We start from the raw sequence: 21,741 nt of genomic DNA, 5'->3' as shown, positions 1-21,741 counted from the left end.
TAGCCCCGTGGTTTCAATGTCGATGACGATGCAGTTCTCAAGGGTCTGCTGCAGGTCTAGGCGCAGCTTGCCGCTGTGCAGACCTGATGATTCATCTGGAGAGTGAGGCTGGGTAGGGGACACGGGGAGTAAGTCTAGCGGGCGGGTAGGACAGCGGTGGCTGAAGTGGTGCGCCGCGGGGCCGTAGGGGCGTCAATAACGGGACAGAAACACGCCAGAAACAGCGCGTGTGACGAGGATCACATAAAAGACTTCCTTAAAAAATCCTGAACGAGATTTTTCGACGGTCGCTAGAGCCGCGTTTTTCAAACCTGCAGGTCAACGAATTATAAAGCTTTGGTAACTTTCACGTTCGCCTTGAGGGTTTAGAAAATCTCAGTTCCATAACAACGGCACGTCGGGGGCTGAATTACTGGAATTTTGGCGAAGAGCTGGACATGTCTTGTGTTCATTTCGTAATCTTTTCGAGACCTTAAGGGTGAGCGACAAAGAGTTCACCGAACCGCGGTAGCGCACAAGAGCTACCGGGCGAGGGGGAAGGAAGAGTTCCGAACCCCAGACAACGGATTGAAAGGTAATTGAGGACTTATATGGGCAAGCACAGCCTGAAGAAGAACAACGCACCCCGCAACGCAGCAATGATCGCCGCTGTCGGTGTGGGCGCCGCTGTACTGAACCCCGCTGCAGCCCAGGCTGCTCCGGTTACCCACACCCCGTCCGGCGTCACCGTTGACGTTCCGGATCACCTGCTGCCGACCATCAAGCCCTACTTCAAGCAGGCAAACCTGACCGTCGGTGGCCAGAAGAACGCTGCGGCTAAGCCCGCTATCAAGCCGGCCGCTAAGAAGAAGCCTGCCGCTTCCTCTGTTGGCCAGCGCATCGCTAACATTGCGAAGTCCAAGGTTGGCGCTCCGTACTCCTGGGGTGCATCTGGCCCGAACGCTTTCGACTGCTCCGGCCTGACCTCCTGGGCTCACCGCCAGGTTGGCAAGAACATCCCGCGTACCTCCTCCGCGCAGGCTAACGCAGGCAAGAAGGTTTCCCTGAACGCTCTGCAGCCGGGCGACGTCATCTCCTACTATGGCGGTGCTTCCCACGTTGCTATCTACATCGGCAACGGCAAGATCGTCCACGCACTGAACTCCTCCAACCCGGTGCGTATCGACAACCTGCACATGATGCCGGTTTACAACGCGGTGCGTTTCTAAATTTTTTGGTGACGCCCACCCGGCGTTTCGCCAGCTCGACAGATGCAATCGGGGCTGGTGTTACAGCTGGTGAGCGTGTGATTGAGTGGGGCTGGAACCCGGTTGGGGCCAGTCCCACTTTTGCCCTTTCTTGTGGCAGAATGTCTATCGTTATCAAACGTTGATAAACGTTGCCTGGCCGTACGGTGGCCTAGATTAAGTGAGAATTAAAGAAAGTCCAGTCGTGAACGTGTTGTCTTCCTCTTCCCGTGATCGCATCGTCGGCACCCGCACCGTCGCTAAGGCCGCCACCGCGGCTCTGCTAACCCTCGCCGTTGGCGCCTCCCTTCCGCAGGCCGTGGCGGATCCGCAGCAGGATCAGCAGCAGGGCAACCCGCAGCAGCGCGATGAGAAGAAGGACGACAAGAAGGCCGAGCAGAAGCGCGCCGACGAGATCCGCCGCCTGTTGGATGCGCCGATCCCGGAGGACGTGGACGGCCTGCTGGCTCACGTGGACAAGATCTCTGGCTTCGCCTCCGAGACCTCCGACGAGGTCGAGCAGCTGAAGATCGACATCGACCAGGCACAGGGGAACCTGGACAAGGCCAACAAGTCCGCCGAAGACGCGCAGAAGAAGGCCGACAAGCTCAATATCGACGTAGAGGCTTCCCGCAAGAACGTCTCCGGCGTGTCCAAGGCCATGTACCGTGGCGCAACCGTGGATCCCGTCTCCGCCTTCGTTGGCTCGCAGGGTCCGCAGGCAGCCGTTGAGCGTTCCTCCTACCTGGCATCCATTGGCGACAAGCGTGCAGAGACCGTTACCGCCCTGAGCCAACAGCTCAAGGAAGCTGCCAGAGAGAAGAACAAGGCCAGCCGTTCCAAGGCCACCGCCGACTTCCAGCTGCGCACTCTGAACGACCGAAAGAAGGACCTGGAAGAGCGTAACGATCAGCTGGATGCGTTGAAGGACAAGGTCATGAAGGCCGTCGACGGCCTGAGTCCGGAGGATCGTCGCCGCTGGGTCGACCGCAATGGGCCTATCGACGTGGACGTCGAGCAGTTCCTCGGCGACCTGAAGAAGAAGGTCGGCTCCGACGGTCCGGTCAACGCCACCGGCGTGGTTGCGGCCGCCCTGTCCAAACTGGGCGCTCCGTACTCCTGGGGTGCCACCGGCCCCAGCGCCTTTGACTGCTCCGGCTTGATGTTCTGGGCTTACCAGCAGGAGGGCAAGTCCATTCCGCGTACTTCCTCCGCCCAGATCGCGGGCGGCCAGTCGGTCTCCATCAACGACCTCCAGCCGGGCGACATCGTCGGCTACTACCCGGGCGTGACTCACGTCGGCATGTACATTGGCGACGGCAAGATCGTCCACGCTTCCGACTACGGCATCCCTGTCCAGGTCGTTCCGGTGGACTCCATGCCGATCCAGGGCGCGGCGCGCTACTAGGGCGCCTGTCTGTCAGTGCCTGACCGCGCTATCGGTGCCCGTTCGAGCCGTCGGGGATCCGAGCGTGCGGTAGCATCCTTGCGTATGCCAAAGGAAGACCAGCCCCAAGAGAACCGGCAGAGCCACCCGCGCGTCCTCGTCGTAACTAACGACTTCCCGCCGACCCTCGGCGGTATCCAAACCTACGTGCGCGACTATCTCTCCACACTGAACCCGGAGAACGTCGTTGTCTTCGCCTCCACGCAGAACACAGAGGACGCGCGCGCCTTCGACGCGCAACAGCCCTACCAGGTGGTGCGCTGGCCGCGCAGCGTGATGCTGCCCACCCCGCCCACTGCGCGGAAGATGCAGCAACTGATCCGCGAGCACAACATTCACACCGTCTGGTTCGGCGCCGCCGCGCCACTGGCACTGATGGCGAAGGCCGCACGTGCGGCGGGGGCCCGCCGTGTGGTCGCCTCCACGCACGGCCACGAGGTCGGCTGGTCCATGTTCCCCGGCTCCCGCCAGGTGCTGCGGCGTATCGGTAACACTGTGGACTGCCTGACGTATGTTTCCCACTACGCCCGCAACCGCATGGCCGCCGCGTTCGGCCCCACCGTTGCCTGGGAACCCATGCCCGGCGGGGTGAACACCGACCTGTTCCGCCCGAACCCAGTCATGCGGAACATCCTGCGCGCCCGCTACGGCTTGGAGGATAAGAAGGTCATCGTCGCCGTTTCCCGCCTGGTTCCGCGCAAGGGCCAAGACACGCTGGTTAAGGCACTGCCCGCCATCCTGCGCGAGCACCCGGATGCGCACCTGCTGATCGTCGGACCCGGCACGTACCGCGGGAAGTTGGAGAAGCTGGCGCGTCGGCTGGGCGTCATAAAGAACACAACCTTTACCGGAGCCGTCGATGTAGAGGAGCTACCGGGCCATTTCGTGGCCGGCGACGTGTTTGCGCTGCCGGTGCGCACGCAGCTGGGCGGGCTGTCGGTGGAAGGCCTCGGCATCGTCTTTCTGGAGGCGCAGGCCGCCGGTGTGGCCACTGTCGCCGGCAATGGCGGCGGTGCACCCGAGACGGTGATCGACGGGGAGACCGGGCTGGTCGTGGACTCTCGAAACCTGGACGACGTTGCGGGGCGTATCTCTTCTTTGCTTGGTGACGCCCTCACGCGCCAGCGCCTGTCGACCGCGGCGAGGGAGTACGTGACGGGGAAGTGGACCTGGGAAGTCCTTGGGCACCAGTGCCGTGCGGTGATGGCCGGAACCGGCGGCATTCCGCCGCGCCACAGCTTTGCTTGATACGCCTGCGGCCCGGGATGGCGGCGGCAGAATTTCTATGTGCTGTCCGGCTGGCTAGAATGAGGGGGTTGATCGGTACAGAAGAGTACAGACAAGCACAGACGAAGTGGAGAGGGTGGAACGCCTAGTGACTGGGACCCTAACCGTGGGCGTGGACATCGGTGGCACGAATCTGCGCGCCGCCGTCGTGGACGCGGACGGGCAGATCCTGGACATCGAGAAGCTGCCCACACCCTCTAACGTGTACGCGCTGGAAACCGCGCTGGTGCACGCCATCGGCTGCCTGCAACGCCGTAACGAGGGCATCGTGGCGGTGGGCCTGGCCGTGGCGGGGTTCATTAACTCCCAGCGCGATACGGTGCGCTTCGCCCCGCACCTGCCATGGCGCAATGCGAAGGTTACCGAGCGGCTAAGCGCGAAGCTGGGGCTGCCGGTGGAGCTGGAGCACGACGCAAACTCGGCCGCGCTGGGGGAGTTCTACCTGGGGGCCGCGCAGAACGCGGGGACGTGGGTCCTGTTCGCACTGGGCACCGGCATCGGTGGTGCCGTGATGGTGGATGGGGAGATCTACCGCGGAGCTTTCGGCACCGCCCCGGAGTTTGGACATCTGACCGTCATGCCCGGCGGGCGGGCGTGCCCCTGCGGCAAGCAGGGCTGCCTGGAGCGCTACTGCTCCGGCTCGGCGCTGGCGCTGACGGCGCAGGACCTGATTGCAACCGGCCGGTACCCGGATTCGGCCATCACCCGCGAGTACGCCCAGCACCCGGAGGAGATCTCCGGCCGGGCGATCGTGCGCCTGGCCCGGGAGGGCGATCCGCTGGCCCGCGCCGCCATCGAGGACATGGGGCTGTGGCTGGGGCGCGGCCTGTCCCTGGTGCAGGACGTGCTGGATCCGGAGCTGATCGTGATCGGCGGGGGAGTCAGCTCCGACGCGGACCTGTTCCTGGACCAGGCGGAATCGATGATGAACTACAGCATCGTCGGCGCAGGCCACCGCCCGGTAGCAGAGGTGAAAACCGCACAGCTGGGTGGCGATGCCGGTATGATCGGCGTGGCGCTGCTGGCGCGCAAGCAGCTTGAGCGTGGCGCTGAATAGGGAAGCCACTAAGGGACGGTAAGTTTTAGAACATGCAGAACAAGGCGTATTGGTTTTTTAAGTACATCCTCATCGGCCCGTGGCTGCGCGTCTACAACCGCCCCTTCACCAAGGGGCTGGAGAAGCTGCCGAAGGAGGGGGCAGGCATCCTGGCCTCCAACCACCTGGCGGTGATGGACTCGTTCTACCTGCCACTGGTATCCAAGCGCCAACTGACCTTCCTGGCTAAGAAAGAATACTTCACTACCCCGGGCTTGGTCGGTGGCATCCAGAAGTTCTTCTTCAGCTCCGTCGGCCAGGTGCCGATCGACCGCGAGGATAAGGAATCCCAAAACGCCGCCATGGGCACCGCCCTGAAGGTGCTAGAGCGCGGGGATCTGCTGGGAATGTACCCGGAGGGCACCCGCTCCCCGGACGGGCGCCTATACCGCGGCAAGACCGGCCTGGCCCGCATCGCCCTGGAATCCGGCCAGAAGGTCTACCCGGTGGCCATGATCAACACGAACAAGGCCAACCCGATCGGCACCTGGATCCCGCGCCCCGCCCGCTGTGGGGTGTACATAGGCGACCCGATCGATCCGGATGATTTCCGCGAAGCTGGTGACGATTACGCGCAGGCCAGGGCTCTGACCGACGCGATTATGGAGGCTCTCCACGAGCTGTCCGGCCAGGAGTACGTCAAGGACTTTTACGCCGCCGACGTGAAGAAGTCCCTCGAGGCCGGCAAGGGTTATCCGCCGGGCTCCGAGCCGCGCAGCTAGCTATTCAGTAGCTGCTAGGTAGCTATTAGGTAGCTACTCGGTAGGGCTTTCACCAGGCGTTTGCGCCCCTCATTGGTTTGACTTCACGGGCGTGAACCTGATTCTGTTATAAGAATTATGGCAACTAAAGCGAGAGTCGAATGGGCTGATGCAGCCAAGGGGTTGTCCATCATTGGCGTGTGCATCATGCATGTCGTCACCGGCGTCCCCGGTGGCGGGGAAACGGCTCTCGGGCACTTCTCCAGCTTCCTCGACCCACTGCGGATGCCGCTGTTCTTCCTGGTCTCCGGGCTTTTCGCGCACCGTATCCTAGAACGCACCTTTGTCGACCTGTGGTACCGCCGACTGTGGTTCCTGTTGGTGCCCTACCTGGTCTTCAATCCGTTTCACGCGCTGACGCGCATGAGCATCGACAACAACTTCTCCTGGATCGGGCTGGTCAAAGCCATGGTGCTGGGCAACGTGGGGCTCTGGTTCCTCTACGCCCTGATGCTCTACAACATCTTCGCCTGGACGTTGCGCAAGCAGCCGCCGTGGCTGGCGATCCTGGTTTCCTGCATCCCGCTGGTCGTCGGAGCCTTCCTGGGCGGCGGAGAGGACATTTTCTTCCGCCATGTGCTGACGTACGCCCCGATGTTCTTCATCGGCCTGCACTACCGCGACTTCTTCTTCCGCCTAGCCCGCGAGGCCTTCCGTCCCTGGGTGGTAATCGGCAGCGCGGTGTTGTTCTTCGGCACCGAGTACGTGATGCGCACGCTGTCTAAGACACTCTTTGGTGATTGGACGCCCACTGTTGCGGCTATAACCCTGGGAACGGACCTGGTGCGTTCCCTGGCTGCCTTGCCGTTTGCCATCGTGGTTGCCGTCTGGATCTGCGCCATCCCGTACGTCAACCGCCTGTTCCTGTTCGTCGGCCGCAACACCCTGCAGGTCTACGTCTTCCACCCCTTGGGCCTGTTTCTGCTCGGCGGAATTGCAGGCTCGCTCGCCGAGGCGCACCCGGATACCCTGTCCTTCCTGGGCACGGTGGCCGGGCAGCTGTGGTGGGGCATCGGCGCCTGCGTGGTGGCCTCCGCAGTCGGCTATGCGATCGGTAAGACTCCCTACCTGGGCTGGGTACTGTTCCCGCCGGCACTGCGGCGTCCACAAGAAAAGCAGCAACAATCCCGCAACAATGCGCCCGCAGGCGGCGATCGAGCCCCATCGGCCTAGCGCGGGCCAAAGGGATCTACACTGGACAATCGTGCGCTACTTCTACGACACAGAATTCATCGAAGACGGCTCCACGATCGACCTGATCTCCATCGGCGTGGTGGCCGAGGACGGCCGCGAGTTCTACGCGGTCTCCACCGAATTCAACGAACACCGGGCGGGGCAGTGGGTGAAGAAGAACGTGCTGCCGCTGCTGCCACCGCGCTCCGACAAGGCGTGGATGGATCGCGCGACGCTGCGCACTAAACTGCACGAATTCCTGGTGCCCGAGCGTGCTGGCCGGGGACGCAAGAAGGCCAGCGACCGGCCCGAACTGTGGGCCTGGGTGGGCGCCTACGACCACGTCGCACTGGCTCAGCTGTGGGGTGACATGACGGGCCTGCCCTCCGACCTGCCGCGCTTTACCCACGAGCTCAAGCAGCTGTGGGAGATGGCCGGGCGTCCGCGGCTACCCGAGAGCCCGAGCAACGCGCACGACGCGCTGGCGGACGCCCGCTTCAACGTGGTGAAGTACCGCCTGTCCATGGAGGCCCTGCAGTCCTAATCGCGCCGTCGGGGCTTCAGCGCAAGGACCGCAGCCGTGGCGCTCCGCGCAGCTGAAAGGCACCTAAATGGCAATGAAACAGGCCACATACAGTATGATCTGCCTATGGCTTGGACTATTGATGCACCGTTAGATGAACTCCCCGATCTGCCGCCGCTGCCCGCGGATATGGCGGAGAAGTTAGAAGACGCGCTGTCCCGCGATGCGAAGCAGCAGCCCAGCTGGGATCCGGACCACGCGGGCCGCGTGCGCAAGATCCTGGAATCCGTGCCGCCGATCGTGGTGGCCCCGGAAGTTAAGAAGCTGAAGAAGCAGCTGGCAGACGTGGCCTTGGGCAAGGCCTTCCTGCTGCAAGGCGGCGACTGCGCCGAAACCTTCGAGACGAACACCGAGCCGCACCTGCGCGGCAACGTTAAGACCTTGCTGCAGATGGCAGTCGTGCTGACCTACGGCGCCTCCACCCCCGTGGTGAAGATGGGCCGTATCGCTGGCCAGTACGCGAAGCCGCGCTCCGCGGACCGCGACTCCAACGGTCTGCTGAACTACCGTGGCGACCTGGTCAACGGCGTGGAGGCCACCGAGGAAGCCCGCACCCACGACCCGTCCCGCATGGTGCGCGCCTACGCAAACTCCTCCGCGGCGATGAACCTGGTCCGTGCGTTGACCAACTCCGGCACCGCCGACCTGTACAAGTTGCACGAGTGGAACCGCGAGTTCGTGACGAACTCCCCGGCGGGCGCCCGTTACGAGGCCCTGGCCACAGAGATCGACCGCGGCCTGGAGTTCATGTCCGCCTGCGGCGTGACCTCCGAGAGCCTGCGCTCCGCGGACATCTTCGCCTCCCACGAGGCGCTGGTACTGGATTACGAGCGCGCAATGCTGCGCCTGGCCCACGACGAAGAGGGCAACGACGCGCTGTACAACCTGTCCGCACACCAGGTGTGGATCGGTGAGCGCACCCGCGGCCTGGACGACGCGCACATCCGCTTCGCCTCCCTGATCGCCAACCCGGTGGGCGTGAAGATCGGCCCGACGACCACCCCGGAGGAGGCCGTAGGCTACGTCCGCCAGCTGGACCCGAACAACACCCCGGGCCGCCTGACGCTAATCACCCGCATGGGCTACGACAAGATCCGCACGGCCCTGCCGCCCATCGTCGAGGCAGTAGAAGCCACCGGCCACAAGGTCATCTGGCAGTGCGACCCGATGCACGGCAACACTTACACATCCAACAACGGCTACAAGACCCGCGACTTCGATCGCATCATCGACGAGGTTCAGGGCTTCTTCGAGGTGCACCGCAAGATCGGCTCGCACCCGGGCGGCATCCACGTGGAGCTGACCGGCGAGGACGTCACCGAGGTTGTCGGCGGCGGCCAGTCCATCACGGACCTGGACCTGCCGGAGCGCTACGCCACCACCGTGGACCCGCGCCTGAACACCCAGCAGTCGCTGGAGCTGGCGTTCCTGGTTGCGGAGATGCTGCGCAACTAAAGCGCTAAGCGCCCGGACGCCGGTATCCGCCCCCGGGCGCGCCCAAGCCAGCGCCCAGCCTGCGTGCACGCGCCGGCCGCGCACGAGCCTTTAGCGCGCGAGCTTTTAGACCGTGGTCAGCGTGACCACGGCACCGCGGTGGCTACGAGAGCTGGGGCCGGGGGATTGACCCAGAACCAAGCCGTTGGGATCCCCCTTGATCTCCACCTCGAAGCCCGCGTCCTCCAGCTTCTCCCGAGCCCTTTCCCCAGTGAGGCCCAGAACCCACGGCACGCGCTGGGATGTGGACTCGCGGATCTCCACGTCCGTGTTCTTCGACGGATCCAATAGTTCCCCTGCGCCAGGCGATTGCTCTGCAACGTCGCCGGAATCCTCGGAAGAGTCCTCCACGGGGTCGCCATCGACCGGGTTGAGGCCGGCCTCCCGCAGAGCCTTACGGGCGTCATCAACAGAAAGACCCTTAACGTCCGGCACCTCGATGGCGTTCGAGAGCACCAGGGTAACCTCCGTGCCGGACTCGACCTCCGCGCCTTCCTTCGGGTCGGTGCGGATGGCCTGGCCGGCGGGGATGTCCTTGTTGAACTCCTCGGTTTCCTCGGCGACCTGCAAGCCAGCCTTTTCCAGGGTCTTCTTCGCACGGTCGCGCTCCTGGCCCTTCACGCCAGGCACGGTGACGGGGCGCTTGCCCTTGCTCATGCGCACCTCGACGGTGGAGCCGGTGTTCACCTCGCTTCCGGCGGCGGGTTGAACCTCCGCGACGTGGCCTTTTGCGATCTTGTCGGAGTAGACATCGTCGCCCTTCTTCACCTTGAGCGTGCGGTCGGTGAGCTTATTCGTGTAATACTGCAGGCTCGAGTTGGTGCCCGGGTCCGGCACCGTCGGCTTGCCAAGGGAAAGCAGCACCGCCACCTCGGAGCCCCGCACGGCTTTCTGCCCCTTGGCGGGATCGGTGCCCATGACGGTGTTTTTCTCCGCCTGGTTGTCGTAGCGCTCGTCCAGGGTGGAGCTGAAGCCGGCTTCCTCGACGGTGGCCTGCGCGGTGGCTTTATCCATGCCGATGACAGTCGGGATCTCGCCGTAGCGGCCCGTGGTGAACCACCAGCCGCCCAGAGCCATGCCAATGACCAGGGCGATGAGGAGGACGATCCAGAAGACCGTCGCCATCGGGGACTTGTTGCTGAGCTTCGGCGCCTGCCGTGCTGGCCCCGGGCGGTGCGGTGCGTGACGGTTTTGCGCGTGCGGCGCCGGGTTATGCGGCGCCAGGCCGTGCTGTGCATACGGCGCGTGCGGCTGGTGTTGCGTGCGCGTCGGGTTGGTGTGCGGGGCGTTGGCGTTGTGGGGGAGCACCCCCGGGCCCGGTTCGCCCGGCCGCTCCGCGTACCCCGGTCGGCTTTCCGGCTGGAATTGCGTGACGGCGGTGTGGTGCGTCCCCGGCCGGGCGCGATCCTCCTGGGGCAGGACGACCGCGCGGGTGGACATGGATTCGTCGTCCCACGGGGTGCGCTCGCCGAAGTCGGTTCCCGCCAATGCGTGGCGCACGGCGGACTCGGTGGGGGCAGGCACCTGGAAATCGGGCACGTCGAGGTCCTCGGCGGCCTGCTCTACGGCTTCCAGGAACTCGGCGCCGTCTACGAAGCGTTGCGTGGGGTCGCGGTGGCAAGCGCGCAAGACCAGCTCGTCGATCTCCGGTGGAATGTCCGGCATCAGTGTGCTGGGGGCGGGCACGGGGCGGTTGATGCGCGCCATGGCTGTCTCGATGTGCGTTCCGCCCTTGAAAGGCGTGCGCCCGGTGAGCAGCTCGAATAGCAGGACGCCGGCGGAGTACACGTCGCTGGCCTGGGTCAGGTTCTCGCCGCGCACCTGCTCTGGGGAGAGGTAGCCGACGGTGCCGATGACCTGTCCGTTGACGGAAGTAGTGGCGTTCGTGGGGTCGCCCATCGCCTTGTTGATGGCGCGCACCAGCCCGAAGTCCGCGAGCTTGACCTGGTTCCGGTCGCTGATCAGTACGTTGTCCGGCTTGATGTCGCGGTGGATCATACCCTTGGCATGGGCGATCGATAGCGCGGTGAGCACCGGCCGCATCACGGCGATGGCGGCGTGGGGCGGCATGGGGCCACGCTCTTTTAGCAGTTCCCGGAGCGATCCGCCTTCGACCAGCTCCATCACCAGGAAGACATAGTCGTCGTCCACGCCCTGGTCGAAGACATTCACGAGTGACGGGTCGCTGAGCTTCGCCACCGCGCGGGCCTCGCGCTCGAAGCGGGTGCGGAAGGCGGGTTCGCGGGCGAGCGTCGGATCCATCACCTTGACCGCCACCTCGCGGTCCAGGCGCGTATCGATGGCTGCATAGACTGTGGACATGCCACCGCGGGCGATCTGGGCGCCGATGCGGTAGCGCCACTCCAGCAGGTCTCCGGGGTGTAGCTCGCTCACGTCTAGTTTCAGCCTCGTTTTCTAGCGGTTGTCTAGCGGTTTTTCGGTCTAAGCGTGGGGTTACAAGAGATGCTCTTGCGCGTAGTTGTGCTCAGTGTTACGCAATTATTCTAGTGGTACTCGTGTCATTATACGTTCAGCCTGGTGCGCGCCCTACTCGTTTCCTATTGACTCTTATTGACGCCCACGCGCTACAGTGGCCACCGTGAGTAAAGAAAACAAGCACGCAGAAGATCACGGCACCTTTACACGTTCTGGCGCACGCCCTGGCCAGGAGGGGCAGGGGCGCGTGCTCGCGGAGCCGGTGAACGGCGTTCCCGCTGGTGAAGAGGTTCTGACCCTACCAGAAGTCGCGGAGCGAATGAACTTGGTCGTCACCAAGGTCATGGACATGCTGGGCAAGAAGCAGCTGCTGGCAGTCGAGATCGACCGCGTGCGGCACGTCCCCGCCCGCTTCCTGGACGAGGACGGGCAGCTGAACCGCTTCGTCCCCGGGGCGATCGCCCTGCTGAGCGACGGCGGCTACTCGGACGCAGAGATCCTGGATTACCTCTTTACTGAGGATGACTCTCTGCCGGGGCGCCCGGTGGACGCTCTGCACGGGCATCTCGCCCGCGAGGTGATGCGTCGGGCGCAAGCGATGGCAATTCTATAGCCCACTGTGTCTGCGGCTGACTCTGCTTAGCCTGCGGCTGGCGGCGGGGTGGGAATTCCAGGCAGGCCTGTACCACCCAGGCGAAGATCGCCGCGAAGGCGAGCACCCACCACAGTGCGTACAAGCGGTTGTTGCCGCCGCCGTCGAACATGAAGGTGACCCACATGCAGAACACGCTGGTGAGGTAGATGACCATGCGCGATTGGCTGGCCAGCACCACCAGCGCCAGGGGTGCGGTGTAGTACCACGGCAGCGTCACCGTGTTGAGCACGCAGGTGATCGCATAGGCGACGGCCATGCCGGTAAACGCGGTGCGTTCGTCATGGCGAAATAGCCACCAGGTGGCAACCAGGCCGAGGAGCATCAGGGCACTGCTGACCGGGCGGATCGCATCCACCAGCACGTTAAAAGTCAGGTCGTCGTTGATACGCGACAGTACTGGCTCCAACGAGGAGGCGATAAAGGACGGCAGAGCCAGGGGGTTGATGACCTTGGAGTTGCCGGTGACCTCCGTGACCCAACCCCACGTCTGATTGGTCAGGATGGTCACGAGCGCCAGCATGCCAACGCATGCCAGCACGCTGACCAGCCCCGCCCACACCAGCGTGCCGAAGCGGCGCCACGTATCTGCAAGGCGCAGCCAGCGGGCCTTACCCGCGGAGTAGGGCAGTGCCCCTGCCACCCGGGCGACCAGAATCCACACGACGAAGGGCAGAGCGATAAACGCCGTGGCCTTCAGGGCAGTCGCCACACCGATCAGTGCCGATGCAGCCAGGACACCACGAACCGGCTGCAGCTTCACCGCGCACAGGCAGCCGAGAAGCACCAAAGCCATCATCATGTTCTCGGTGTGCATGCCACCGATCAGGTGCAGCACGCTCAGGGGGTTGAACACGCCCAGCCAGACGGCCACGTCCGGCCGGATGCCCAAATGTGTAGCGAGCTTCGCTACCGCCCAGGCCATCACCAGCACGGACGCGATGGAGAGCAGCTTAAAAGCGAAAATGCCGGCAGTGATGTTATCGCCGGTGACGGAAGTGATGGCCTGCCCCACGCCCATGTGCAGCGGGCCATAGGGGGTGGTGGTGTTGCGCCAGTCGGCGCTGACCTCGAACAGCAGGGGGCCGGGGTTGGCCGCCGCGCCGACCTCGTAGGCGTTGAATCCATCGCGAGCCAGGGTGCCTTGCATCAGGTAGGAGTAAATATCCCGTGACATCAGCGGCCCGGCCAGCACCATTGGGCCGATCCAGGCGGCGATGGCAGAGCGATGCAGCGGCTCACCGCGCACCAGGATGTGACGCCCGACGATGATCCAGCTCAGCACCATACCCGCCAGGGCGAACCACATTACAACCGTCACCATGCCTGCTGCATGGCCGAAGGTAAAGGAGCTCAGGCCGATGACCTGCATGATGCCACCGCGCGAGCGTACGGCGCCGACGCTGTGGGAGGTGATTGTCAAAACGATGCTGCCGATAAGCCCCATCCAGACAGCGCGGCTGTAGCCCACCGACTGCAGCCAGGAACGAGCCTTGTCCGCAAAGCCCTCCGCGGCCGCCGTCACAGCACACCACCGCCGGTGATGCGGCGAGCAGCAAGCGCGCCGGAGAGGATGACAGTAGGCACACCCACGCCCGGTGTGGTCGAGGAGCCGGCGAGCACCAAGTTATCCACGCCGAACGCGCGGGCATTACGAGGCCTGAAAGGACCGGTTTGGGTAAAGGAGTGCGCCAACGCGAACGGACTGCCCGCGCCGAAACCGTGGTCGGCCTGCCACGAGGCCGGAGTATCCACCCGGGCGGCGCGGAAGTGCTCGGTAATGCCCGTGTAGCCGCGGGCCTCCAACACCCCCAGGAGCTCCTGGACGTAAGGATCCGTGACGTTCTCCCAGTCGATATCCGCCGAACGCAGGTTCGGCGCCGGGGCAAGGATACTCAGCGGTTCGTAGGCGCCCGTGCTAGTGCCCGTACTCACGCCCGCGCGGCGAGACGTGGCGTCACCCCCAACAACACCGCCGAAGGTACGGTCGGCAACGGTGCGCGCCGGGCGAGTAAGCAGCAACGACGGGTCGCTCATCAACCGGCCGCGACCGTGCGGGGCGGTGATCTCGCGGAAGGTTTCGTCCCATGCCTCGCCGAAGCTGATGGTGTGGTGGCGCTGGGACTCCCACCGGCCGGACACATCCGTCGGAATGCTGCCGTGAATCACCACGGCAGAAGGGGACCAGCGCAGTGGGGCGACCTTGCGCCACATGCGTCGGGCGAAGGAACGGGAAATCAGTGCGCTTTCCCGGCCGGAACGGGTGAGCAGCTCGCCCACCACCGGCAGGTCCGGGGTGGCCACGACTGCGTCGCAGTCGATGTACTCGCCGGAGCGGGTGCGCACGCCCGTGATGAGGTCCTCCGAGAAGTCCACGTGCTCGACCGCATCAGAGGTGATGATGCGACCGCCGGCGGCCCGCAGTGCCGCGGCCATGACCTCCGGCACGTCGCTCATGGAAAAGCCGGGGTAGAACACGCCCATGGAGGTATCCATGTGCGAAATGACGGTGTAAACCGCACGCGCGTTCTTCGGTGCTACGCCCGCGTACAGCGCCTGGAAGGTAAACAACCGCTGCAGTTCTGCATCGGAGATGTGCCGTGCCGCGGTCTTGCCGAGGCTGCCGAAGGCACCGAGGGAGCCGAGGTGGCCAAGGTCGGACGCCGCAGCGGGCGTGGACAGTAGATCCAGCGCACCGTCGAAGTCGGCGGCTAGGAAGTTCTCGAAGCTGGCGCTGAAAACACTCTGAGACCATTCGCGGTGGGTCAAATACCCGGCGGCAAGCTCGTCCGTGGCGGCGCGGTCCAGACCCTTGGAATCCGCGAAGCGGCGGATCTCCGCCACCATCGCATCGCGGTCGGCGAAGACCTCGGCGTGGCGGCCGCTGGCGAACTGTGCGTGATAGGCCGGGGCCAGGCGCTTGGGTGCCCAGGGGCGTTCCAGACCCAGCTGCTCGGCGGCGGCCTCGGAGCGTAAGTCGATGCCGACGGAGGCCACGGCGGATTCGATGAGGCCGGGCATCGTCAGCACGGTGGCACCGGTATCGGCCACGAAGTCCCCGTGTGCGCTGGTCAGCTGCTCGCTGCGGCAGCGACCGCCCACGGCGTTGGCGGCCTCAACGACGGTGACCTCGCGCCCCGCGGAACGCAACCGCAGGGCAGCGGAGAGGCCGGCCAGCCCAGCGCCGATCACGACCACGCGCTCGCCGTTGCCGGGCAGGCGCTGGCGCATCGTGGGGCGCGTCATGGGAACCAAGGGGCTGGGCAGGCTCAGGTGACGGCGACCGTCGGCAGAGCGGGTGGATAGCTTCATTTAAAACCTCCGGTGCGTTAGTTCTTCCGCCAGCTGGGTCAGCTCCGCAGTGATGTCGGCACCCAAACCACCCGCGCGCAGGGACTCGATGGCCCGCTGCGTGCGCGCCTCGATTAGCTTTTCCACTTCGGCCTGCGCGCCGGTGTCGTAGATGATGTCGCGGAGGCGCTCGATGTCCGCCTCCGCGGACTCCTCGCCCTTGCCCAGCCCCTCGCGGAGGGCCGCGACCTGGGATTCGTCGCCCCGCTGCAATGCCTCGTTGATGAGGGTGGTTCGCTTGCCGGTGCGCAGATCGTCGCCGGAGGGCTTGCCGGTGACCTCCGGGTCGCCGAAAACTCCTAGCTGATCGTCGCGCAGCTGGAAGGCCTCACCGATGTCCTGGCCCACGTTACGGAGCATGGTCTGAGTCTGTTCGTTGGCGCCCGCCAATGCGGCGCCGATGTGCAGTGGGCGGGCGACGGTGTAGGAGGCCGTCTTGTACTTGATCACGGCAAAGGAATCCGCGACGTCTTCGCTGCCGTTGGCTTCCAGGGCAATGTCCAGGATCTGACCCCCGATCACCTCGGTGCGCATTGCCCGCCAGGCCGGGCGTGCCCGCTGCAGCGCTGCGGTGCTGAGCCCAGAGCCGTTGTACAGGTCGTCCGCCCAGGCAAAGGCGAGGTCGCCGATGAGAATTGCCTGGCTGATCCCATAGTGCTCGGAGGAACCCAGCCAGCCGCGTTCGCGGTGCTTCGATTCAAAGGTGCGGTGGGCGGTGGGGAAGCCGCGCCGGGTATCAGAGCGGTCGATGATGTCGTCGTGGATGAGGGCACAGGCCTGGATGAACTCGAAGGCGGACAGCGCATTCAGGATGGCGCCCTGGTCGACACCCGCAGCCGGCGATGAACCGCCACCGCCTTCGAGCGCCGCGCGGATGCCTGCCCAGGCGAAAGTCGGGCGGACGCGCTTGCCTCCGTTGACGATGAAGTCGCGCAGCACCGTGATGGCGCCGCCGACGAGGGGACCGATGTGGGAGAACTCCTCCTGGGAGCGGCTCAGGTACTCCTTTAGTTGGGCATCGACGGCGGACGGAACTGCGGACAGTGGGGAATCGAGGCGCCAGGGGTGCGCGGCCAGCTCATCGGTACTCATGGCTCTCTATTCTAAGGGCTCGCGCGACAAGTGCGAACAACGGTAGTGCTGGGGTGACGCCACCGTGGCGGGCGGGCGAAACGGGTGAGCGAACGAACAGGCCGCGGGGGTGATCGCGCGCAGGGAAAATGCCAATTGTAGGCCAAAGTCTTGAAATGGACAGCTCTGTCTATATGATCTTTGGGTATGGCTAGTATCCGCAGGCAGGTTGCCGTATCCCAGTCCCTTTCGCTCTACACTCCCGGGCGCGTTCCGTTCTCCGTGGAGTTCATGCCGCCGCGCGACGACGCGGCCGAAGAGCGCCTGTGGAACGCGGCCGAGGCATTCCATGACCTCGGCGTGAGCTTCGCCTCGGTAACTTATGGCGCCGGCGGCAGCACCCGCGAGCGCACCTTGCGTGTCGCCGAGCGCCTGGGTACTAAGCCGCTGACAACCCTGGTGCACATGACGCTGGTGCAGCACACCAAGGAAGAGCTGCAAGACATGCTGCGCACCTATGCCTCGCTGGGGCTGACGAACCTGCTGGCGCTGCGCGGCGACCCGCCTGGGGACCCGAACGCCGAATGGGTGCCCACTCCCGGTGGCCTGAACTACGCCAGCGAGCTTATCGAAATGATCCGCGACATGCCCGAATGCGCCGATTTCGACATCGGCATCGCCAGCTTCCCCGAAGGCCACTACCGCACGGGTTCTTTGGAACAGGACACGGAATACACTCTGGCCAAGCTCCGCGCCGGGGCGCAGTACTCGATTACGCAGATGTTCTTTGATGTGGATCACTACCTGCGCTTGCGCGATCGCCTGGCGAAGGCGGATCCGGAGCACGGCCAGAAGCCGATCATCCCGGGGCTGATGCCGATTACCTCGCTGCGGAGCGTGCGCCGCCAGATGGAGCTTGCTGGAGCTGCCCTGCCGCCGAAGCTGGAGAAGCGCCTGCTTGATGCCGCAGCCGGGGACGAAGTGGCTAACCGCGATGCCATCCGCGAGGTCGGCATCGAGGTGACCACTGAGATGGCCGAGCGTCTCATTGCCGAGGGAGTTCCGGACCTGCACTTCATGACGATGAATAACGTGCGCGCCACCCAGGAGGTCCTGCACAACCTGGGCATGGCTCCGGCGTGGGGGCCGGGGCTGGGTCACGACATGGTGCGTTAGCTACGGGCGCACTCGCCGCTAAGAGTGGCCCGTTAGCTGCGCGTGCGTTGCAGAATTCCGAACGGCCGGGGGTCCGCCGGGAACTTGAAATTCCGCAGCACATCGGTGAACCCTGCCTTGCGATAAAGCTGCCAGGCCGCGTTGGCCTCACCTTCCACCTCTGGCGTGGAGAGCATCACTGTGTTCTGTGGCGTTCGCTCTAGCAGGTCGTTCAGGATTGTGGTGCCGACGCCCTCACCCTGCGCTGGTGGAAGCACATGTATTTCGGATAATTCGGCGTAGGCATGCAGTATCCGGGTGGCCTCCGCGCGGGAGTGCCCGTTAAGCACTAGGCCGCGGGCGACTTGGCGATACCACCAGGTGTTGGGGGAGCCGCGGAAGGTAAAGCCGATGCCCACGCAGCGCTGGCGGGCGTTACCCGGATCCGGCTGTTCCTCCGCGCGGTGGAGGAGCGCCATGCTGCAGGTGAAGTCCGGCTGGGATCCGTTGTAGAACCACAGCGACTTGCGCTGGGCGTGCGTTTCGTTTGGATAGTTCATGGCCGCCAGGTGAATATCGATGAGCTCGTCGAGCCGGGTGATGAAGTGGCGATTGGTGGCGGGAGCCACGGACACACGCATGGGGGAATCGGCGGCGGGGGGTGTGCGGGGCGTGTCCAGGGGCATGGCTTCAATAGTGCCACTGCCGGGGGAGGTGATGGAGGAAGATTGGCGCGAAAGATGGCGGTTAGAACATATGTTCTATTTGAAGTTTCGTTTTCGGTGGGATGTCCGAGGCGCTTCCTAGAGTGAGGTTTAACAGTCAAGGCGATAGGCCAACAAGGCGATAAGCCAAGAGAATAAGGGGACGAGACCATGGACGAGAACATTCAAACCCAATCCAAGCAGTTGGGGGCGCGGGCTCGTTACAGTCGCAGTCGCGGGGCGCGGGGGTTCCTGGACGAGGCGGAGCGCCAATTGGAGCTATCTCGATCGGAACTACGTGAGCCCGAGGCGATCGTCTATGCCTACCGAGCTGCCTTGCGGGCGGCGGGTGCGTTGATTGAGTGGGAGATGGCCACGCGGAAGCGTCGACCTTCCGGGAGTGCGTGGGCGAAGCTGCGGGTTTTGCGCCCCGACTTGGAGGATTGGGCAAAGACCTTTGAGGTGCACGCGCGGGTAGCGAGTAGAGCGGGATTGGGGCTTAACCGAGGACTGCCGGAGAATGCGCGTGGCGCGATCTATCGCGATGCCTGCGATCTGGTGGATTTTGCCCGCGGGGCAGTGAATTACCTGCCGGAGGTTGCCTAGGGCGAAAAGTGGACGTTGTTTGAAAACCGCAGGTTGATGTAGGGTGGACGGGTGAGAAGTGGGCGGAGTTCGCCCAGGCTGGAAACTTTCTTTACGTCTAAAGCGTTAGGAAGAGTAGCCGCAAACATTTGGGAGGTCGCGATGGCTCTATCGGAGCAAGAGCAGAGGATGCTCGCGGAGATCGAACGGGCGTTGGTCGCCGAGGATCCACGCTTGGCAAAGCAGGCTTCCAATAGCGGCGAACAGACGATCAGCTTCAACATCCGCTCGATTGCGCTCATTGTCCTCGGCCTCGCGGTGATGGTCGGCGGCATTGCCGCGGCTCAGCTTTCGCTGTGGTTCGTGGCGCTGAGTGTGCTCGGGTTCCTGATCATGTTTGGTGGCGGCCTTCTGGCATTCCAGTCCAATGATGATCCGGAGACCGCAGCTATCAAGCGCTCCAAGTCTTCCAAGGGTGGCAAGCCTGGTGCGGCGAAGAAGGCTGGCTCGGGCCATTCCGGTGGCATCGGCGACAAGATGGAAGATAGCTTCCGTCGCCGCTTCGAGCGCTAGGCCAAGCCCACCAGTTAGATCTAACTTCGGGAACCACCGTCCTCCATGCATGGAGGACGGTGGTTTTGTCGTATCCAGTCGAAACCAGGGGGATTCTCCCCACTTTGCCCCACCTCAAGCCCTTTTGATCCCTCTGGTGTTGTGACGGGAGCGTCCTAGCGTCGGCGGAGGGGTGGCTTGAATGTTTCTACCTGCGCAAATGTCTTAGTTGGCTGAGGTAAAGGGGTGGGGGAATGGTGGCGTCATAAAGAAAGAAGGGTGACGGACCGAGTGTGAAGGGGCGAGGGGCGAAAGAGTAAAGTCCAGCTTGAACGTTGTTGATGTGAAAAATATTGAGAAAAGGTGCGCAAAAACACTTCGTGTTGTGGAGTTTGTGGGGGAGAGTGGGGTAAAGTGGGGCTCGTTGGAGCAAGGTTGTGCCAACAACTCCAAACTTCATAGCGAAACTACTGGTCAGGGCAAGAAATCGCCCACCATTCACGACATAGACGGCAAAACGAAACAAGAGATCTTCCAACGGAAAGGGGCCGATGCATGTTTTTCGGCACCTTTACGCCGAAGCTGGACGACAAGGGTCGACTGACCCTGCCGGCAAAGTTTCGGGAAGCGCTCGGTGACGGCCTGATGGTCGTGAAAGGGCAGGATCGCAGCCTGGCTGTGTACCCCAAGGCAGAGTTTCTGGTGCGGGCGAAGAAGGCGGCTGAAGCCTCACGCACGAACCCGAAAGCTCGCGCCTTCGTGCGCAACCTGGCGGCCAGCGCCGACGAGCAAACCCTCGATTCACAAGGGCGCATCTCGGTCTCGGCGATGCACCGAAGCTACGCGGGACTGACGAAGGAATGCGTGGTCATCGGCAACGTCGACTTCATCGAGATCTGGGATGCCGAAAGCTGGGCCGAGTACAGCGCGGAGCACGAAGAGGATTTCTCGGACGGCGACGACGAAGTGCTGGCGACATTCCTGTAGTCCCGAAGGCCTTAGCGCCTGACTAGATAAGACAAATTCATAGTGAAAACGGAGTGTGCGCAGGCCCTTACCTGCGTGGACGACGCGGAATCTTGACGTACTTCCCCAATGTCAAGCCCGCACCCACGCAGGTGAGGCCCTGTACGCACTCCTTTAGCTTTTGAGTCACATAAGTAGCTATGTGGCACATGAACTACATAACACCCCAAGAGAAGGGGCGAAGAACAGGTTCGAAGAAACCCAAGAATCGCAGTGAGGGAAGGAGGGAACACCGATGAATGAAGAACGTGGAGCCGAGCAGCGCGAAGAGCACGGCCACACCCCAGTCATGCGCGACCGCATGGTCGAGCTCGTGGGGATGGGCGTGAACAGTGAAAACGCGCCCGCCCACCCGGTCATCGTCGATGGAACCCTCGGCGCAGGCGGTCACAGCGAGGCCTTTTTGGACGCCTTTCCCCACGCAACCGTCGTCGGCCTAGACCGCGACCCCAACGCACTGGCGGAGGCCAAGGAACGCCTGGCGCACTTCGGGGACCGCTTCGTTTCCTACCAGACCCGCTTCGACGGAGTAACCGAAGCGCTGGAGGATCTGATTGAGCAGGGCAAGCTCCCGGTCAGCATGCGGGAGCACGGAATCTCCGGGTTTCTGTTCGACCTCGGAGTGTCCTCCATGCAACTGGATCAGCCGGAACGCGGATTCGCCTACGCGGTAGACGCGCCACTGGATATGCGCATGGATCCTAGTAGCCCGCTGACCGCCGCCGAGATCCTCAACACCTACAGCCACGGCGAGATCGCGCGCATCCTGAAGACCTACGGCGACGAGCGCTTCGCCGGCAAGATCGCCTCCGCAGTCGTCCGCGAGCGCGAGAAGCAACCCTTCGAGAACTCGGCACGGCTGGTGGAGCTGCTGTACGCAACCATCCCCGCGGCGTCGCGCCGCACCGGCGGGCACCCGGCAAAGCGCACCTTCCAAGCGCTGCGCGTCGAGGTGAACGCGGAACTCGAGTCGCTGGAGAACCTGATTCCCGAGGTCTCCCGCTGGCTGCATGTCGGCGCCGTCGGCGTGTTCATGAGCTACCAGTCGCTGGAGGACAAGATCGTCAAGAAGGCATTGGTGCAGCTCAGCACATCAAAGACCCCGCCGGGGTTGCCGATGGAGCTGCCCGGCATGGAAGCCG

19 protein-coding genes are annotated in these 21,741 nt (G+C 63.9%); 14 read left to right on the top strand and 5 right to left on the bottom strand.

All coding sequences use genetic code 11. The annotated features are described in order from the left end of the window. Window positions 1-590: 590 nt before the first annotated feature. The 8 genes from Q0331_RS06045 (at window position 591) to Q0331_RS06010 (ending at window position 9,028) form a co-directional block, all read left to right on the top strand. On the top strand, window positions 591-1,208 hold the full coding sequence (locus Q0331_RS06045) for a C40 family peptidase (RefSeq protein ID WP_298075554.1): 618 nt from the start codon (window positions 591-593) through the stop codon (window positions 1,206-1,208). 223 nt (window positions 1,209-1,431) lie between these two features. Continuing rightward, window positions 1,432-2,634 (top strand): NlpC/P60 family protein, encoded by a 1,203-nt coding sequence (locus Q0331_RS06040; protein WP_298075553.1) that lies wholly within the window; start codon window positions 1,432-1,434, stop codon window positions 2,632-2,634. Between the two features lie 84 nt (window positions 2,635-2,718). Next, the gene (locus tag Q0331_RS06035; RefSeq protein WP_298075552.1) at window positions 2,719-3,921 is read left to right on the top strand and encodes a glycosyltransferase family 4 protein; all 1,203 of its coding nucleotides are present in this window, start codon (window positions 2,719-2,721) and stop codon (window positions 3,919-3,921) included. A 127-nt stretch (window positions 3,922-4,048) separates the two neighbouring features. Further along, window positions 4,049-5,017, top strand: coding sequence for an ROK family protein (locus tag Q0331_RS06030; protein ID WP_298075551.1), 969 nt, complete (start codon window positions 4,049-4,051; stop codon window positions 5,015-5,017). Window positions 5,018-5,049: 32 nt separating this feature from the next. Then, window positions 5,050-5,778 (top strand): 1-acyl-sn-glycerol-3-phosphate acyltransferase, encoded by a 729-nt coding sequence (locus tag Q0331_RS06025; protein ID WP_298075550.1) that lies wholly within the window; start codon window positions 5,050-5,052, stop codon window positions 5,776-5,778. A 117-nt stretch (window positions 5,779-5,895) separates the two neighbouring features. Beyond that, entirely contained in the window at window positions 5,896-6,990 is a 1,095-nt protein-coding gene (locus tag Q0331_RS06020) for an acyltransferase family protein (RefSeq protein ID WP_298075549.1), read from the top strand. A 31-nt stretch (window positions 6,991-7,021) separates the two neighbouring features. Then, complete coding sequence (locus Q0331_RS06015) at window positions 7,022-7,534, top strand: polyadenylate-specific 3'-exoribonuclease AS (protein ID WP_298075548.1); 513 nt, start codon at window positions 7,022-7,024, stop codon at window positions 7,532-7,534. Between the two features lie 105 nt (window positions 7,535-7,639). Continuing rightward, the gene (locus Q0331_RS06010) at window positions 7,640-9,028 is read left to right on the top strand and encodes a class II 3-deoxy-7-phosphoheptulonate synthase (protein WP_239316589.1); all 1,389 of its coding nucleotides are present in this window, start codon (window positions 7,640-7,642) and stop codon (window positions 9,026-9,028) included. A gap of 105 nt (window positions 9,029-9,133) precedes the next feature. On the opposite strand, the gene pknB is transcribed toward Q0331_RS06010, so the two are convergent. Next, on the bottom strand, window positions 9,134-11,461 hold the full coding sequence (gene pknB, locus Q0331_RS06005) for a Stk1 family PASTA domain-containing Ser/Thr kinase (RefSeq protein ID WP_298075547.1): 2,328 nt from the start codon (window positions 11,459-11,461) through the stop codon (window positions 9,134-9,136). Between the two features lie 289 nt (window positions 11,462-11,750). Here pknB and Q0331_RS06000 point away from each other — a divergent pair, with 289 nt between their 5' ends. Then, window positions 11,751-12,116: an Rv2175c family DNA-binding protein gene (locus tag Q0331_RS06000; protein WP_049049577.1), complete on the top strand. Its 366-nt coding sequence runs from the start codon at window positions 11,751-11,753 to the stop codon at window positions 12,114-12,116. Here Q0331_RS06000 and Q0331_RS05995 read toward each other — a convergent pair. Genes Q0331_RS05995 through Q0331_RS05985 form a run of 3 tightly spaced genes read right to left on the bottom strand, consistent with a single transcriptional unit; the run spans window position 12,016 to window position 16,598 of the window. Beyond that, window positions 12,016-13,680, bottom strand: a complete 1,665-nt coding sequence (locus Q0331_RS05995) for an alpha-(1->6)-mannopyranosyltransferase A (protein WP_298075546.1) — start codon at window positions 13,678-13,680, stop codon at window positions 12,016-12,018. The two genes, Q0331_RS06000 and Q0331_RS05995, sit on opposite strands and share 101 nt — an antisense overlap. Beyond that, window positions 13,677-15,467, bottom strand: coding sequence for a phytoene desaturase family protein (gene crtI, locus Q0331_RS05990; RefSeq protein WP_298075545.1), 1,791 nt, complete (start codon window positions 15,465-15,467; stop codon window positions 13,677-13,679). The genes Q0331_RS05995 and crtI overlap by 4 nt, the downstream gene beginning before the upstream one ends. Continuing rightward, complete coding sequence (locus Q0331_RS05985) at window positions 15,468-16,598, bottom strand: polyprenyl synthetase family protein (protein WP_298075544.1); 1,131 nt, start codon at window positions 16,596-16,598, stop codon at window positions 15,468-15,470. It lies immediately after the preceding gene. A 186-nt stretch (window positions 16,599-16,784) separates the two neighbouring features. Here Q0331_RS05985 and metF point away from each other — a divergent pair, with 186 nt between their 5' ends. Next, the gene (gene metF / locus Q0331_RS05980) at window positions 16,785-17,753 is read left to right on the top strand and encodes a methylenetetrahydrofolate reductase [NAD(P)H] (protein ID WP_298075543.1); all 969 of its coding nucleotides are present in this window, start codon (window positions 16,785-16,787) and stop codon (window positions 17,751-17,753) included. Window positions 17,754-17,785: 32 nt separating this feature from the next. Here metF and Q0331_RS05975 read toward each other — a convergent pair whose 3' ends face one another. After that, entirely contained in the window at window positions 17,786-18,418 is a 633-nt protein-coding gene (locus Q0331_RS05975) for an N-acetyltransferase (protein WP_298075542.1), read from the bottom strand. Window positions 18,419-18,607: 189 nt separating this feature from the next. Between Q0331_RS05975 and Q0331_RS05970 the strand changes: the two genes are divergently transcribed. The 4 genes from Q0331_RS05970 to rsmH form a co-directional block, all read left to right on the top strand. Continuing rightward, on the top strand, window positions 18,608-19,042 hold the full coding sequence (locus tag Q0331_RS05970) for an SAV_6107 family HEPN domain-containing protein (protein WP_298075541.1): 435 nt from the start codon (window positions 18,608-18,610) through the stop codon (window positions 19,040-19,042). Between the two features lie 141 nt (window positions 19,043-19,183). Beyond that, window positions 19,184-19,594 carry a DUF3040 domain-containing protein gene (locus Q0331_RS05965; protein ID WP_298075540.1) on the top strand — a complete coding sequence of 137 codons (411 nt, stop codon included), beginning with the start codon at window positions 19,184-19,186 and terminating at the stop codon, window positions 19,592-19,594. A gap of 534 nt (window positions 19,595-20,128) precedes the next feature. Next, complete coding sequence (mraZ, locus tag Q0331_RS05960) at window positions 20,129-20,560, top strand: division/cell wall cluster transcriptional repressor MraZ (RefSeq protein WP_298075539.1); 432 nt, start codon at window positions 20,129-20,131, stop codon at window positions 20,558-20,560. Between the two features lie 274 nt (window positions 20,561-20,834). Then, window positions 20,835-21,741 (top strand): 16S rRNA (cytosine(1402)-N(4))-methyltransferase RsmH (gene rsmH, locus Q0331_RS05955; RefSeq protein WP_298075538.1); only part of this gene is annotated, 907 nt, incomplete at its 3' end.

It is taken from the genome of uncultured Corynebacterium sp., assembly GCF_937999985.1.
Lineage (GTDB): Bacteria > Actinomycetota > Actinomycetes > Mycobacteriales > Mycobacteriaceae > Corynebacterium.
Note: the sequence above shows the minus strand (reverse complement) of the source record. Positions and strands in the feature narration are given on the sequence as shown.